Annotated in this window: 27 protein-coding genes and 1 tRNA gene; all 28 read right to left on the bottom strand. The window is 69.6% G+C overall.

Going from position 1 to position 13,036, the window contains the following annotated elements; genetic code table 11:
* Positions 1-306: 306 nt before the first annotated feature.
* The 28 genes from ACWD5D_RS09985 to ACWD5D_RS09850 all read right to left on the bottom strand — a co-directional run bounded on the left by ACWD5D_RS09985 (position 307) and on the right by ACWD5D_RS09850 (position 12,928).
* Positions 307-819: a hypothetical protein gene (locus ACWD5D_RS09985; RefSeq protein ID WP_451372298.1), complete on the bottom strand. Its 513-nt coding sequence runs from the start codon at positions 817-819 to the stop codon at positions 307-309.
* Between the two features lie 6 nt (positions 820-825).
* Positions 826-1,584: a hypothetical protein gene (locus ACWD5D_RS09980; RefSeq protein ID WP_451372297.1), complete on the bottom strand. Its 759-nt coding sequence runs from the start codon at positions 1,582-1,584 to the stop codon at positions 826-828.
* 539 nt (positions 1,585-2,123) lie between these two features.
* Positions 2,124-2,321 (bottom strand): hypothetical protein, encoded by a 198-nt coding sequence (locus tag ACWD5D_RS09975; RefSeq protein WP_451372296.1) that lies wholly within the window; start codon positions 2,319-2,321, stop codon positions 2,124-2,126.
* Between the two features lie 60 nt (positions 2,322-2,381).
* Positions 2,382-2,510, bottom strand: a complete 129-nt coding sequence (locus ACWD5D_RS09970) for a hypothetical protein (protein WP_451372295.1) — start codon at positions 2,508-2,510, stop codon at positions 2,382-2,384.
* Complete coding sequence (locus tag ACWD5D_RS09965) at positions 2,507-2,920, bottom strand: DUF6221 family protein (protein ID WP_451372294.1); 414 nt, start codon at positions 2,918-2,920, stop codon at positions 2,507-2,509. The genes ACWD5D_RS09970 and ACWD5D_RS09965 overlap by 4 nt, the downstream gene beginning before the upstream one ends.
* Before the next feature lie 5 nt (positions 2,921-2,925).
* The gene (locus tag ACWD5D_RS09960; RefSeq protein WP_451372293.1) at positions 2,926-3,705 is read right to left on the bottom strand and encodes a tRNA(His) guanylyltransferase Thg1 family protein; all 780 of its coding nucleotides are present in this window, start codon (positions 3,703-3,705) and stop codon (positions 2,926-2,928) included.
* Positions 3,702-4,049 carry a hypothetical protein gene (locus ACWD5D_RS09955; protein ID WP_451372292.1) on the bottom strand — a complete coding sequence of 116 codons (348 nt, stop codon included), beginning with the start codon at positions 4,047-4,049 and terminating at the stop codon, positions 3,702-3,704. Before ACWD5D_RS09955 ends, ACWD5D_RS09960 begins: the two co-directional genes overlap by 4 nt.
* Complete coding sequence (locus tag ACWD5D_RS09950) at positions 4,046-4,570, bottom strand: hypothetical protein (RefSeq protein WP_451372291.1); 525 nt, start codon at positions 4,568-4,570, stop codon at positions 4,046-4,048. The genes ACWD5D_RS09955 and ACWD5D_RS09950 overlap by 4 nt, the downstream gene beginning before the upstream one ends.
* The gene (locus ACWD5D_RS09945) at positions 4,567-4,995 is read right to left on the bottom strand and encodes a hypothetical protein (RefSeq protein ID WP_451372290.1); all 429 of its coding nucleotides are present in this window, start codon (positions 4,993-4,995) and stop codon (positions 4,567-4,569) included. The genes ACWD5D_RS09950 and ACWD5D_RS09945 overlap by 4 nt, the downstream gene beginning before the upstream one ends.
* On the bottom strand, positions 4,992-5,459 hold the full coding sequence (locus ACWD5D_RS09940) for a hypothetical protein (RefSeq protein ID WP_451372289.1): 468 nt from the start codon (positions 5,457-5,459) through the stop codon (positions 4,992-4,994). Before ACWD5D_RS09940 ends, ACWD5D_RS09945 begins: the two co-directional genes overlap by 4 nt.
* A complete protein-coding gene (locus tag ACWD5D_RS09935; RefSeq protein ID WP_451372288.1) occupies positions 5,456-6,304 on the bottom strand; it encodes a hypothetical protein in 849 nt (282 codons plus the stop codon). Before ACWD5D_RS09935 ends, ACWD5D_RS09940 begins: the two co-directional genes overlap by 4 nt.
* Positions 6,304-6,570, bottom strand: coding sequence for a hypothetical protein (locus ACWD5D_RS09930; RefSeq protein ID WP_451372287.1), 267 nt, complete (start codon positions 6,568-6,570; stop codon positions 6,304-6,306). Before ACWD5D_RS09930 ends, ACWD5D_RS09935 begins: the two co-directional genes overlap by 1 nt.
* Complete coding sequence (locus ACWD5D_RS09925; RefSeq protein WP_451372286.1) at positions 6,570-7,115, bottom strand: hypothetical protein; 546 nt, start codon at positions 7,113-7,115, stop codon at positions 6,570-6,572. Before ACWD5D_RS09925 ends, ACWD5D_RS09930 begins: the two co-directional genes overlap by 1 nt.
* A gap of 19 nt (positions 7,116-7,134) precedes the next feature.
* Positions 7,135-7,509: a hypothetical protein gene (locus ACWD5D_RS09920; RefSeq protein ID WP_451372285.1), complete on the bottom strand. Its 375-nt coding sequence runs from the start codon at positions 7,507-7,509 to the stop codon at positions 7,135-7,137.
* Positions 7,510-7,603: 94 nt separating this feature from the next.
* Positions 7,604-7,960, bottom strand: coding sequence for a hypothetical protein (locus ACWD5D_RS09915; protein ID WP_451372284.1), 357 nt, complete (start codon positions 7,958-7,960; stop codon positions 7,604-7,606).
* A gap of 2 nt (positions 7,961-7,962) precedes the next feature.
* On the bottom strand, positions 7,963-8,415 hold the full coding sequence (locus tag ACWD5D_RS09910; protein WP_451372283.1) for a group I intron-associated PD-(D/E)XK endonuclease: 453 nt from the start codon (positions 8,413-8,415) through the stop codon (positions 7,963-7,965).
* Between the two features lies 1 nt (position 8,416).
* A tRNA-Tyr gene (locus ACWD5D_RS09905) sits at positions 8,417-8,490 on the bottom strand.
* 111 nt (positions 8,491-8,601) lie between these two features.
* Positions 8,602-8,958: a hypothetical protein gene (locus tag ACWD5D_RS09900; RefSeq protein ID WP_451372282.1), complete on the bottom strand. Its 357-nt coding sequence runs from the start codon at positions 8,956-8,958 to the stop codon at positions 8,602-8,604.
* Between the two features lie 12 nt (positions 8,959-8,970).
* The gene (locus tag ACWD5D_RS09895) at positions 8,971-9,216 is read right to left on the bottom strand and encodes a hypothetical protein (protein WP_451372281.1); all 246 of its coding nucleotides are present in this window, start codon (positions 9,214-9,216) and stop codon (positions 8,971-8,973) included.
* A gap of 162 nt (positions 9,217-9,378) precedes the next feature.
* The gene (locus tag ACWD5D_RS09890) at positions 9,379-9,945 is read right to left on the bottom strand and encodes a hypothetical protein (protein WP_451372280.1); all 567 of its coding nucleotides are present in this window, start codon (positions 9,943-9,945) and stop codon (positions 9,379-9,381) included.
* A complete protein-coding gene (locus ACWD5D_RS09885; RefSeq protein ID WP_451372279.1) occupies positions 9,932-10,297 on the bottom strand; it encodes a DUF6085 family protein in 366 nt (121 codons plus the stop codon). Before ACWD5D_RS09885 ends, ACWD5D_RS09890 begins: the two co-directional genes overlap by 14 nt.
* Positions 10,294-10,764 carry a hypothetical protein gene (locus ACWD5D_RS09880; RefSeq protein ID WP_451372278.1) on the bottom strand — a complete coding sequence of 157 codons (471 nt, stop codon included), beginning with the start codon at positions 10,762-10,764 and terminating at the stop codon, positions 10,294-10,296. The genes ACWD5D_RS09885 and ACWD5D_RS09880 overlap by 4 nt, the downstream gene beginning before the upstream one ends.
* Positions 10,761-10,910 carry a hypothetical protein gene (locus ACWD5D_RS09875; protein ID WP_451372277.1) on the bottom strand — a complete coding sequence of 50 codons (150 nt, stop codon included), beginning with the start codon at positions 10,908-10,910 and terminating at the stop codon, positions 10,761-10,763. Before ACWD5D_RS09875 ends, ACWD5D_RS09880 begins: the two co-directional genes overlap by 4 nt.
* A 3-nt stretch (positions 10,911-10,913) precedes the next feature.
* Entirely contained in the window at positions 10,914-11,300 is a 387-nt protein-coding gene (locus ACWD5D_RS09870) for a hypothetical protein (RefSeq protein WP_451372276.1), read from the bottom strand.
* Entirely contained in the window at positions 11,293-12,054 is a 762-nt protein-coding gene (locus tag ACWD5D_RS09865) for a WhiB family transcriptional regulator (RefSeq protein WP_451372275.1), read from the bottom strand. Before ACWD5D_RS09865 ends, ACWD5D_RS09870 begins: the two co-directional genes overlap by 8 nt.
* 6 nt (positions 12,055-12,060) lie before the next feature.
* Positions 12,061-12,351: a hypothetical protein gene (locus ACWD5D_RS09860; RefSeq protein ID WP_451372274.1), complete on the bottom strand. Its 291-nt coding sequence runs from the start codon at positions 12,349-12,351 to the stop codon at positions 12,061-12,063.
* Entirely contained in the window at positions 12,348-12,665 is a 318-nt protein-coding gene (locus tag ACWD5D_RS09855) for a hypothetical protein (protein ID WP_451372273.1), read from the bottom strand. The genes ACWD5D_RS09860 and ACWD5D_RS09855 overlap by 4 nt, the downstream gene beginning before the upstream one ends.
* The gene (locus tag ACWD5D_RS09850; RefSeq protein ID WP_451372272.1) at positions 12,662-12,928 is read right to left on the bottom strand and encodes a hypothetical protein; all 267 of its coding nucleotides are present in this window, start codon (positions 12,926-12,928) and stop codon (positions 12,662-12,664) included. Before ACWD5D_RS09850 ends, ACWD5D_RS09855 begins: the two co-directional genes overlap by 4 nt.
* Between the last annotated feature and the right edge of the window lie 108 nt (positions 12,929-13,036).

Raw genomic sequence — 13,036 nt, 5'->3', positions numbered from 1 at the left:
GCTTCGGCCCGGGCGGTCGCGCGGGAGTTGATGCGGGCGGTCAGCCCGGCACCGAGTGCGACGGCGGCGAGCGTGCCAGCCGTGTTGATCAGGGAGTTGATGTCGATGTGCACCGGCTCAGGATGTCCATGTGGCCGCCGGGCTGCCGTGGTTGTTGCAGAGCCGTGACGGCCCGGGGACCTGTGATTACCGGGCGTTCGGGCGGCTCGGTACGTGGGTGGGCGACAACGCGCACCGCTACGGCCCCAGCTGAGGCGGGAGTCTTTGCGGGCGGGCGGGGTGCTACCCCTCCCGGGCCTGATGCCGTCAGCCGTCCAGCCCCCACCGGATCTCATCCGTCTGCATCGTGAACTGGAGGCTCGTGCCAGCTCCCATGATGTCGAGTGAGTGCTTGAAACATGGCGAACCATCCATGTCCGCGAGCGGATCGTTCAGGCAGCCATCGTTCGTGTAGCCGTCTGAGGCGCGCATCATCTTGTCGAGCTGGTCCATGGACCGCGGATACATCCGCTTCGCACCGGCTTCTGTGATCGCGATTTGGAGGTCAATCCCGATAGTGACGATGCCTGTGAGATGGTCGGCGCACCGCTGGCTTCCGACGTGCTCGCAGACGCCTTGGACGTCGCTGGTGGTGGCCTTGTCCAGCTTCGGGACCCAGGCGGTGGAGAGGTTCGGTGCGGCGGTGCTGGGCGCGGCGGACGTCGGCGAGTTGGCGGTGGTGGCGCGTTCTGTCTTGCTGGGCGAGGGCCCGTTGCTGCCGCATGCGGTGAGCGTGGCAGCGAGGACGGCGATGGTGATCAGTGCGGTTCTGGCGTGCATGCCTGATCAGCCCTCCCACACGGTGTAGACGGCGCGGGTCGCCTTGCCATGGGCAGGGATACCGGTCCACTGCTCGCGGTAGCTCATCCCGGCGGGAAGGTTGTTGGGCGCATTATCGGACGAACCTCTGTCGCCGCCGACGATCTGGCCGGCCGCGTTGTAGAGGATGACCTGCTGGGTGACAATGCCCTGCAAGTCATCGTGCGTGCTGTTGGTGACCTTCACCGTCAGGTTGTACGAGTAGGGGTCGTTCGTGAACAGGTCGTCGCGGCTGCCCTGAGTGAGCTTCAGCTCGCTGGTGGCGAGCATGGGCTGCTCGACGGATCCGGCCATGCCGAAGGCGTCCTTCGCCTGCGTGACGTCGATCTTCGCGGGGGTTCCGGTGAGCTGGGTGAAGCTGCCGCCGAGCGTGCCGAGAAAGTCAAACGTGGTGTGGGCGGGGATGTTCGGGAGGGCCTCCTGGTCTGAGCCGACGATGGCGCCCGTCTTGTCCAGGGCCCGGGCGTCGATGGCCACGGACGCCAGGGAGCTGCCGGAGTTCGTCACCCGGGCGACGTACGTGACGCTCGTGTCGCCGCTGTCGTCCTTCCCGGTGTGGCTCCACACGAGGCGCACGTCGGCGCGGGATTCGCTCGGCTGGTTGGCTACGGGCGCGCTGTCGCCGGCGGTGTGACCGGCCTTGCTGTCAGGCTTGTCGCTGCTGCACGCGGTGAGTGTGGCGGCGAGGACCGCGATGGTCGTGAGCGCGGTTGTTCTGACGTGCATGGTCCCCCCAAGGACGGTACTGAGCCCCGTCATTGTTAAGGAAGCGTAAAGATACGACCAGGTCTATGGATGGTTCGTATCTGACTCGTGACGCTTGAAAGTAGCTTCCTACACAAGGGCGTTGATCCTGCGGTCATTGGCCGTCAGCCGTGACACTCCCGTCCCGCGGCGCGCTGGAGGTAGTGATCCCAGACGGGGTCAGGGCGCCTGCTCTCCGGGGGGAGGTACGCGGGCGCCGACGTGCAGGGGCAGGCTCGTTCCCCCCCGTGACGGGTCTGCCCCTGCTCGCGAGCCGAAGCCGGTCCGGGCACCTGCAGCCGGGCGCTCTGCACCCTCTCACGGAGTCGCTGGCCCCACTTCAGGGCCTCCGCCGGGCCATTCGATCAGCGGCGACTTAGGCCAGCGCGCATCACCGTGGCGCGGGTGTGGGCGTGGCTTCGAATCGCCCCTATGTACTGGGTGCCGCCTGAGGGCAATGGGCCATGCGCCCGATTCGACCAGAAGGGAAGGGGTGTGCCTGGTCCAGTCGACCCGTGGGCCTATGGTGCGCCTTCGTCGTCAACGTCGTAGCCAAGTACGCGGAGGCGTCGGTACTCGAGAGCCCTCCCCGCTACCTCGTGGGCCAGGCGCCGGGCGAGCAGGTAGAGCCGGTGGGTCGTATGTTCGCGGCCCTTGTCTCCTTCGTCGTCCTCGACTTCGACGAGGATGCTGAGGCGGACACGGCGCGGGCTGCTCACGGTGCCACGGTACGTGGGCCGGTCCTGGGGCGCGGGAAGCGGCCGGGCCGCTTCACACCTTCAGCGGGTCGAGCCACTCCCGTCGGCGGCCTTGCGGTAGCCGCGGCGCCCCTCGAGGGCCTGGACAACGATCTCGGCCTGGTCGCCGAACAGCAGCAGGACTCGGACGGTCACTCGCTCGGTGGTCATGGGCGCCATTCCTCTCGGTAGTCGGGGTGGGCGGCATACTTCATGGCCCGGCACCGCACGGCCTCGCCCAATCCGACTGCGCGGCCGTCGGCGAACTCTGGCTCGGCGTCCTCTCTGTCCATGTCGGCAACAGCCTCGTAGAGGGCCAGCAGTGTCCGGTCAGCTTCGATGTCGGCCAGGACGCGGGCCGGATCCTGCCGGGACGCGAACTCGGCCGCGTCGATCGCCCCGTATCCGTCGAAGACGGGCTTGCCCGGGGCAGAGACGATCCGAGCATCGAAGCTGTTCTCTGCGTAACGCCGCCAGTCAGCCCGCCAGTCAGCGGAGCCGGTTACGCGCTGAGCTTGTCGCGCGATCTGCGCCCTCTCATCGAGGCGCGCGCGGACGAAGGCCACCAGATCGTTGGTCATAGCGGTCATCTTCTCGTGAGGGTCGGCAGGGCGGGGATGACCTCTGCGAGCCAGGAACCCGGCTCAGTGGTGAAGTGTGGAGCCGCGGTCGTCTCCCACCAGGAGCGCACCGCGGTCGTGAGCACGGTCTGCTGCGTGCGCTTGTCGAAGTACTCGACGGTCCGCTCGCCCGTGAGCCGCACGGTGACGCGGCCGCGCTTGCAGCCGTCAGGGAAGTCGTTCCAGTTGATCCCAGCCTCAGACCGGAGCAGCTCCTGCATCCCGTTCGTGTCCACGCCGTGCAGCCGCCGGTGGGAGAAGTGGGCCTGTGCCGCCATGCTGACGGAGTTCCGCACGGCGTCGCGCTGCCGCCACAGGAAGTAGTTCGCCACTTCAACCGGGTCCGAGAGCGTGAAGACGCGGGCGTCGAACAGGGCGCGGCGCCCGGGCCGGCGTTCGTTGAGGACGGCGGTGGCGATCGCGGCGGAGATGCTGATCTGCTTGGCGACGACTCCCCCGAACCAGGGTTCGGTCTGCTCGGTGGCGAAGTCCGTGACGAGGACGCTGATCTCGTCGGACTGGGTGTAAGCGATCGCGCTGCCAGTGATCTCCTGGCAGCACGTCTCGGCGACGGCGTCCATGTCGGCCATGAACGCCTCGTCGAAGGGCTTGACGGCCCCGCGTAGGTAGGTGTGGAAGGCGCGCCCGTCGACCCGGATCACGGTGTACGTGCGCCGGGGCAGCACGGCCCGGAACGCCGCCTCGTGGCGCTTCATCCGGTCGCCAAGAGCGGTGCGGTCGCTCATGCCCGTCCCTTCTGGTCGATCTCGTTGCTTGCCACGATCATGCAGCGGCTCGGCTCCTTGCTCGGCAGTGAGCAAGCCGGGGCGCCGCTGGCGCACCGTACGCCGTCGCGAGTGGCGACGTGGACGTGCTGGCCGGCCTTCACCGCCTGGTCGAGGACCTGGGCCACAATGACCGTCTTGCCGGTCTTCCTCGGGTGCTCAAAGGCGGCCCGCAGCGCCTCGCCGAGGTCGCGTCCGGTCGTGGTGAACGGGTTCCACCGCTTCGGCTGGCACGGCTGCGGAGGTCTGCCGCGCTCCAGCTGGGCCAGGGCGCGGTCGACGTTGGGGTACGGGCGGTGGTTCATCGCTGCACTTCCTGAAGCAGGGTGAACAGACGGTCGATGTCGGCGGGCAGCAGGTGGTCCCACTCGCCGAGGGCGCACCGTAGCCGGACGTCGATCTGTGCGGCGACGGCGGCCTCTGTCCAGTGGATGGCCATGTCGCGGGCCTCGTCGGGGCTGAGTTGGCCTTTCATAGAGCCGCGGGCGATGTGGACGTACGGCCGGCCCGTCCTGGCGCCGGCGACGGCCTCGATGCGTAGTGCGGTCTTTCCGGTGGGGGCGGGGCGCTCCGCGCGGATGTCGCGGACCATGTGGCCGATGGTCGTCATGTCGAGCGTGAGGCCGGAGCGGAAGACGCGGATGAGGGCGATGTCGGTTTCGGCATGGGCGGCGGCCGCCGTGAGGTCGCGGGCGGTGGTGAGAACGACGTCCGGAGTGAGCAGGGCCTGAATGGGGCCCCATTCGAGGAGGCAGGCAGCCGTACCGTCCTCGGGGTCGGTGGTGGACCGGATGTAGCAGACTGCGTTGGATAGGTCATCGCTCACGCGCCGGCCCTCCAGATGATCACGGGCTGAGCGGAGTAGCCCTCGGCGACCTTGACGATTCCCGGGTTGATCCACATGACAGTCTTCATCGGTAGGTCGAGCACCTTCAGCTCGAACCCAGCGTGCTCGGCCGCGTCTGCGAGCACCGGGTCAGGGCCGTAGTCGACCATGATCGAGCGCATGTAGGAACCGAAGTCCGGCTCATCCGGACGCCAGCTGTACTTCTCGACGTGCTGTTCGATCTCCTCGGCCAGGGCCTCGCGGAAGGCCTCGATCTGGGCCTGGCTGCGCTGCCGCTGTACGAGTGCGGAGACCGTGTTGGCGAGCGCGTTCGACTCGGTGGCGCCGACGTCGTGCCGTGCCGGGCTGGCGAGCTTCGCGGCCCACCAGTCGGCTGCGGCGATCGCTTCGGGTCGGGGGCTCACTGGGTGGGGCCTTTCGGGTTGTAGGGGTAGAGCTTGACGACACGGACGCGGGGCGCGATGCCGTGCGGGTAGAGGCCGAACTTCCAGGCGCCCTCGTAGGCGCGGGCGAGGACAGCGACGGCGAGACGTACGGCGTCCTCGGGGGTGTGCCCGGCGTGAGCGAGCACGGTGAGGCCGGTGCGCAGCTGGTCGTCGAGCGCCACGGTGAGACGGTCGGCGTCCGGTGGCGCATCGGCCGGTGCGCCGTCGGGCGCGTCCGGCGCGCCCTCTGGCTCGACGGCGTCCGGTTCCGGCGCAGCCTGGGCGTCTTCCTGGCTGATCGCTTCGAGGTCCCGAAGGATCGTGTCCTTCCCGACGCCGACCTGACCTGCGATCTTCCTGGCGCTCAGTGTCGGATCGTCAGCTCTGAGCTGGCGTACGAGGGCGCGGCGGGTGGCGACCGTCATGGCGGGCGGCTGGCTCACGGCTCTGCTCGCTCACTGTCGCCAGTGGCGCACCGCAGCGTCTCGCCAGCGGCGATCCGCTGTGCCAAGGGCCACGCCTCAGCGAGTGGGAACCGCGTGTCGGTGCGGGTGCTCTCGTTCTCGTTCTGCGCCTCGTACACGAAGCCGTGCTCGCGGTGCCAGCGGCGGCCCTCCCGGTCGCCGATCCACCACCGGTCGCCGCCGGCATAGCTGCGCTGGAGCAGCAGCGGCCGCCAATGGCCGGGCCGCGGGATCTCGAACGAGCTGGCGGATGCGAGCAGTTCGGCAACGTCGGGTGCGAGCCAGCCCGCTATCCTGCGGCGGGTCTCCTCGTCGAAGAGCAGTGCGACCGGACGGCCGTCCTCGGCCAGCGCGCCGACCGTGAGTACCGGCTCCTCGTCGGGGGCCGGTTCGATGACCACATCGTACCGGGACACGACCACCGGCGTGGGCTCCGCCTTCCCCGCCTTCTCCCGGAGCATGGCGGCGAGTTTGCGCGGCTGGCAGGAGTCACAGCCGCCGCAGTCGCACTCGTCGTCGTTGTCGATGGCGGCGGCGGCTTCGAGGAACGCCTCGGCGCGCACCTTGGCGAACTCGTCGCGCAAGCGGTCGATCTCGTCGAGCAGCTCGGGCACGGCCGCGCGGGCGGTGGCGATGAACTCGGCGAGGTGCGCCCCGTAGTCGGGGACGACCGCGACGAGCCCAGCCAGCGGGTGGTCGGTCGCGTACATCACCCGCCAGGTGCCGTCCTCCATGTCCGGGTGCAGCGTCCAGGGCGGCCCGTACACGGTCGGGATGGACTCGCGGATCTCCTGCTCCCGCTCGGGGCTCAGCGGCTCGGCCATCAGTCCTCACCGCTCCTGTGTGTCGGCGTCTTCACGCCGGCCGCCTTGTACCAGGCATCGAACTCGCGCGAGCCCATGCCGCACTCGGAACCGTCGACGGGCGCCTGCATGGCGGTAGCGGCCGCGAGTGCGAGCGTGGCATGCACCTGGGCTTCGGTGGCGAGGGCGGCCCCGGTGACCGGGTCGGCGCTGTCGCCGTAGGTGAAGCGGTGCGCGTCTCGTACGAGCCGTTCGGCCTCTCGGTAGTGCTCGGGTCCGGTGGCCATCAGGCGACCTCTCCCGGCGTGCAGTCGGGTGCACCCTGGCACGGGGCGAAGCCGTTGTGCTGGGAGCACTGGAGCTGCGACGGGTACGGGTTGCCGCCCTTGGCGGGGTCGAGGTAGTCAGCCACCTCTCGCCACTGCTTGGCGCCCGGGGCGTCCGGGGCGGCCACCTCCATCCGGACGTCCTTCGCGGCCTCGGCCACGGCCAGGCCGCCGATGGTCTGCTGGTAGCGCAGGTAGACGTCGTCGGCGAGGATCCGGCGCAGGTGCTGGTCGATCTCGGCCGGGGGCGCGTCGAACCGACCGGGCAGGGCGACGGCCGGGGCCGGCGGCCGGTTCGCGGCGGCGCGCGCCACCCAGGACGCGATGACGGCGACCGTCGCCCACTCCCAGTGGGACAGCCAGTCGATGATCTGCCGCTCGTACGCGCCGAGGTCGATGCCGACGGCCGTGAGGGTGTCGCGGAGGACGGCGACCTGGACGGCGTGCTCCTCGAAGCCGTCGGGGCGGTCGTTGATCGGCACCATGGGGATGCTCTGTGTGGTCATGGGTGGTGTCTCCTGAAGCTCAGTCGTCGAACTCGGGCAGGCCACGGGTGTCCAGGCCCAGCGGGGAGGCGGCGGAGTGCATGCGGTCCGCTGCGGCGAACAGGAGCCGAGCGAGGTGGACGGCCTCCCCCACGGCCGCACGCAGCTCGGCGACGGCCTGCTCCGGGGCCCGGCCGCCGTCGACAGTGACGCGGCCGTGCTCGTGCGTGCGCTCCACGGGCCGCATGGTCTGCTCGATGGCCTGCGGCAGCATGCGCACCATGTAGGCGAGGGAGCCGATCGCGTCGTACGCGTGTGGCGGGTACTGCCAACCGTCGCCGGTGGCGATCGTCTCGTGGTTGAACTGGCGGATGAGGTCGCCGGCCTGCGAGGCGATCCGGCTGGGCGTCGTCATGGGGTACTCCGAAGGGCGGTGGGGGCTCGGCGGCGGGAAGCGAGTCGATGCGCCGTGGCGCGGTCGCGTGTCCAGCCGCCGAGCGGTCAGGGGGTCAGCGTCCGGCGATCTCACGGAGCCGGGAGAGGGCGTCATCGCCGGGCCACCAGAAGATCTCGTTCGTCTCGCAGTCGAGGCCGAGCGCGTCGGTGGCGACGCTTTCGATGAGGCGGCTCTCGCCGTCCTTGATCGCGTGGAGCGAGTTGTAGAGCGTCCAGCCCGTGACGTGGGCGGCCCACCCGGCGATGCACATCGTGGTGCCGCAGTCGGGCTCGTCGGACGGCAGCAACGCGCGGTGCTGGGGCTGGTAGAACCACTCGTTCATGCGGAAGGCGTCACGGCGCCGTTCGATCGCGTCGAGGACGGCGGCCGCCACCTCGGCGGGCGTCGTGGGGTAGGTGGTCTTGGGCATGGTCAACTCCGGTTTTCAGGGGCGTCGTCTGTGGAGGGCGCGGGCTGGAGGCGGTACAACTCCGCCAGGCGCGTGCCGTAGACCTGGTTGTTCTTCGCCGGAGCCGTCCGGAACGCCAGGTAGTTGCCCTGGCAGTCGACGACGGGGACCCAGAAGAAGGCGTGACTCTTGGGGTGGTAGGCGATGAAGGCCTCGATCTGGCCGTCGTACCGCGTCTTCTTGCCGGACAGCGGGTGGGTGCTCACCGTGTTGAACTCGATGGTTCCGGCGTTGCGACCATTGCGGGCCGTCTTCACCTGCACGCGGTGCAGCTGGCGGCCGTCGTCCACGATCATGTCGTAGCGGCGGTTGTCGCCGAACGGCATCGAGACCGAGTAGCCGTACTCGATCAGCTTCGCGAGGACTATCGCCTCGGTCAGCTCACCTCGCGCCTTGGGGCTGAGTTTCTTCTCCACGTAGTGCTGACAGGACTCGAACCTGCGACACGACCCTTATAAGTGAGCCTGCTCTGCCAACTGAGCTACAGCACCTCGGTGTTGAGTTGTGCGAGCCGCGCCCCGCCGGGTGGGGTGGTGGCGCGGGGCGCGGCCCTGGGGTGACGGCCGGGCTGGGGGGATGGCCCGGCCGCCGGTCTCGGTGATCTACGGATGGCTCCGGATGGGGCCACCGCTCGGCGTCCACCGCATCGCGTCGATGCTGGACACCCAGCCCGGCGCGGCACGGTGGGTACGGACGGTGCGGCGCCGGTTCCCGGCAGTGCAGCCGTACCGGTCCCACGCGGCCGTCAGGACGTGCGTCTCGGACGGCAGGTAGGCCATGACGCGGCGGAAGCGGCCGTTGATGAACCGCCACGCCTTGCCCGGCTCGCGCCGGTAGGTCTGGCGGTAGATCTCAGCGGCGACGCGTCCGAGCGGGGAGCCGAAGCGCCAGTCGGCCGGGAGGCCGCGCCGTACGAGGTACTCGGCGACCGTGGTCCTGCGGGTCAGCGAAGCGTTCACGATGGCCTCCCTTCAGGTGCAGGCGACGGAGCGGGTGACGGACTGGCTGCGGACGTGGAAGGGGCCGGGCAGCTCGCCCCACGGGTCGGCCAGCGCGAACCGGGTCTCGGGGAGGCCGAGCCGGTCGATCGCGCGGCAGAGGCTGCACGTGCACGGGATGGCCAGCCACAGGCCGTGCAGCTCCTCGATGGAGCCGTGGTAGAGCACGAGGTCGCCGGGCTCGATCAGGTCCAGTGAGCGGATGAGCGTGTCCGACATGGCGACCTCCTCAGGGAGTTGCGCCGGGGGTTGCGGCCCCGACCTCTGTAACCAGAGTACGAGAAAGTACGACTCACCACAACGGTTGAGTCGTACTTTCTTTGACAACTCCCGGATCGCCAGCACCTGTTTGTGATCAGCAGACCCCTGCCGTCGGCTCCCCTACAAGGCGCGGTACTCCGTCAGCAGGTACAGGCGGGCCCCCTCGTACCGTGCGGGTGCGCCGGTGTCGCCGTCCGTGCACGCGTCGTTGATGCACCACGCCCGCGGCCGGTCGTCGTCCGCGCGGCCGTACACGGTGCGCTCCCCGCAGGCCAGGCAGAGGGCATGCCGGAAGTGCACCGACGGGCCCCGCAGGCCGAGCACGGTCAGCACGGTGCCGTGCCAGCGGCCGACGATGCTGGTCACCTCCGGCACCCGGCCGGCGGTCTCGGCGCCCGGCGGAATCGCCTTCAACGCGCGGCGCCAAGGCTGTGTGTGTGCCGAGCCGCGAAGCCGCATATCCAGGCCGATGGCGTCCACCTTGATGCGCTGCGACCAGGACACGGCCTCGAGCGACGTCGGCGGCCGGGAGCCCGGCGGGGCGTGCCCGCCGTCCCTCGGCTGCCTGGTGCGCAGGCCGAGAGTGTCGAGGCGGTGGATGAGGCCAGGGCCGCCGTCGCCGGGGTGCTGCTCGTCGCCGGTGTAGCGGTCCAGGAGGTCGGCGACCAGGTCGTCAAGCGTCTGCATCGGTCGTCTCCTGCGTGTCGAGCCGCTGGAACGACCAGTCACCGTCCCGCTCGACGGCTCGGTAGCGCCCGGGAGATTCCGGCGGCCCAGGAAGGGACACGCAGTGCCAGTGCAAATCGCATCGCATCAGAACGTCGCCGAGTCGCTCGCGCAGCGGGTGCCGGATCGTGAAGCCATCGGCATGGAACTGCACTATGTGCTCGGTCTCACGATCGGCCAGGAGATCCCGGACGGCGTACTTCTGAGGGCAGTACGTCGCCTGGCACACGATCACTCCGTCAGTGCCGCGGCGCTCCAGCGTCTGGCCACAACCCATCGGGCAGTAGCCGGGAACGCGCATGTTGTCGGTCATGCCCGGCCGTCCTCTCGCGCGATCACGTCCCAGCGGAGGTCCCGGATGCCGTGTGCCAGGACCTCCATGCCGAACCGGTCACGCGGCAGCTGCACCTGGGCACGCGGGTACGTGCGGAAGCGCTCCAGGACGAAGGAGCACACGGCGTCGCCGTAGCGGCCGTCCGGGTCCGGCTCGTAGCGGACCGGCCAGCGCGCGACGAGGCGCCGCGCGTACCAGCGGTGGGCGTGGCGCTTCTTCCACATCTGCCAGGTGGAGGCCGGCACCTCGAAGGTGACCCGCTTCCGCTCGGCGAGCATGTGGGGCGGCAGCTCGTCGGTAAGGATCTTGGTGCGCATCTGGAACAGGGCTTGGTCGAACATCGTGCGCTGCACTGAGACGTCGAGGTCGAGGAAGAGCGCCTCGTCGACCATGAACTGGTGGGCGTACTGCTTGAAGGTCAGTACGACGCTGTCCGCATTGATCACTGCGCACTCCCACGGGCGTTGGCTGTGATGAGCGCCTTCAGCAGCTCCAGGGCCTGGTGCTCGGTGAAGCCGGCCCCGATCCAGGCCTGGAAGACCTCGTGGTGCTCGGCTGCGGCTGCGGCCAGCTGCGTGATGGGTTCGTCCACTGGTCAGGCCTTCCTGTGGTTCAGGATGCGCTCAGCGGCGGACCAGGTAGCGCAGGGCCAGGAGACGATCGAGCCGTGGACGGAGCACGCGGCGCACAGCGCGCCGGGCTTGGCGGGGTCGGCGTGTGGCTGGGGCCTGTGTTCGTCGCGCAGGGCGGCCAGCTCGGTGCGTATGCGCGTGACCTCGACACAGGCCTGTGAGCCGGCCATCAGGCCGTGCCGCATGCTCTCCATGACGGCCTTGGCCTCTGCCGGGTCGGGCATCGAGCCGGGCTCGCGCAGCATCAGCTTGAGCATCCCCATGATCGCTGTGCCGATGGTGCTGTTGGCGGCATCGAGGTCGAACGGCTTGGACTCGGCGCTCGGGCCGAGGAAGGGCATGTCAGGCATCGGGAATCTCCTTGTTCTCGTGCGCGGCCCCCCAGGCTTCGACAACGGTCTTTGGGACGCGGCCGACCGGCGGGCAGGGGATGTTGTTCGCACGGGCCCAGGCCCGCACCGGGGCGGCCTCGTAGCTGGGCGTGGCACGGCGCTTCTTCGACTTGGCCGGAGCCAGCTCCTGCCTACGGGACCGCAGCTCGGCGAGGCGCTGCTCCAGCTGCTCGGCCTCCGTGGTGATGGCGGCCAGCTCCTGGTCGGCGGCGTAGCGCTTACGCAGGCCGGCGAGGGCCGCGCCGACACGGGCAGCCTGGTCCTGGACCTCCGGCTCCGGGTGCTCGGCGCCCCACTTCAGGAGCTTGCCGACGGGCAGCTTCTCGGGGTCCGTGGCCGAAGCGGGCGGTTTCATTTCGGCCGGGGTGGAGGCGGTCTGGGTACCGCTCATGGGCTGGTCGTTCCCTTCGTCTGGTGCGGTGTCGTCCTCGGGCAGCGGTAGCAGCTCGCGGAGCATGGCGATGGCGTCGGCCTTGTCACTGGGCAAGGCGGGGAGTGACTTCCGGTCCGTACGGGTGAGGCCGCCCCGGACGCCGTACGCGGTGTGGGGCGTCTCGGTCTGAAGGGCGTCGTACAGGCACTCGGGCCGGACGTGGCATCCCCCGCAGATCTCCTGAGCCCGCGTGGGGTTCGTGGAGAACCACAGGTTCGTGTCCTTGCCTGCGCAGGCCGCGCGCTCCTGCCAGTCCGCGCTCAGGTCAGCGACGGTCATGGCTCGTCAGCCGAGCCGGTCCGCGATGTGTCCGTCCTGCCCACGCCCCGGCTCGGTCACCGCATTGACGACGCGGGCCACGTCGACAGCCAGGACGTCGTACATGCCGCGGGCGGCGACGTACTGCGCCTGTTCTTCCAGCCATCGGGCGAGCGGCTCGCGCAGCCGTAGCAGGATGCGGATCATCTCCAGCAGCTCACGACTGCCGGAGTCGACGCGGTGGCCGTTCAGGTTGCGGTCGTCGCGCAGCCGGGCGGCAGCGGTGCGCAACTCGGTTTCCAGGCTGGTGGTAGTCACCGCTCACCACCCGTCGCCCTCAGCCACTGCGGCTTCGGGGCGACCCGCAGCACAGCTGTACGGTCGTCGGTGGCGGCCCGGTCTGGGTTGTCGGGGTCGATGTACTTGTGGCCGTCGTCGGTGGTCAGATAGGCCTCGTGGCGGATGACCATCCCGTACGCGCTGTCCTCGATGACCAGCTCGGAGTCCAGGGGCACGTCGTGAGGGTCGATGCCGTTGAGGCGGAGCCACCGGCGCACGGCGCGCAGGCCACCGGGCTGGCCCACTACCGTCTCCCACAGCTCGTGGCAGTCGATGACGAGACGTTCGCTCATGGGCGGGTCACCTCCAGACGCCGGCGGCCGCCGCGGTCCTGCTGGGTGGGCACGACGTGGTAGCCCTTGGCGCGCAACCCGGTGGTGACGGCGGCGAGTTGGTCGGCCTCCCCTGGCCCGTCGTAGAAGACGTTGACCTGGCGCGGCCCGGCCTGGGCGACGCGGAAGCCGGGGTCCCACTCCCCTGCCTCGAACTCGCTGAACTCGTGGCCCTGGTCGATGAGGAGACGATCGACGTCGGCGGCCTTGATACGGCGTGCCATGGTCACCGCCTCCCGGTACGGCGGAGGGTCGCGACAGCGCGCGATGCGTCGATGTGGATGACGACGCTCGTCTGTTTGTAACGCCCCGTGCGGTGCTGGCAGTCGCAC

The organism is Streptomyces sp. NPDC002520, from assembly GCF_053595235.1.
This window is presented reverse-complemented; position numbering and strand designations above follow the sequence as displayed.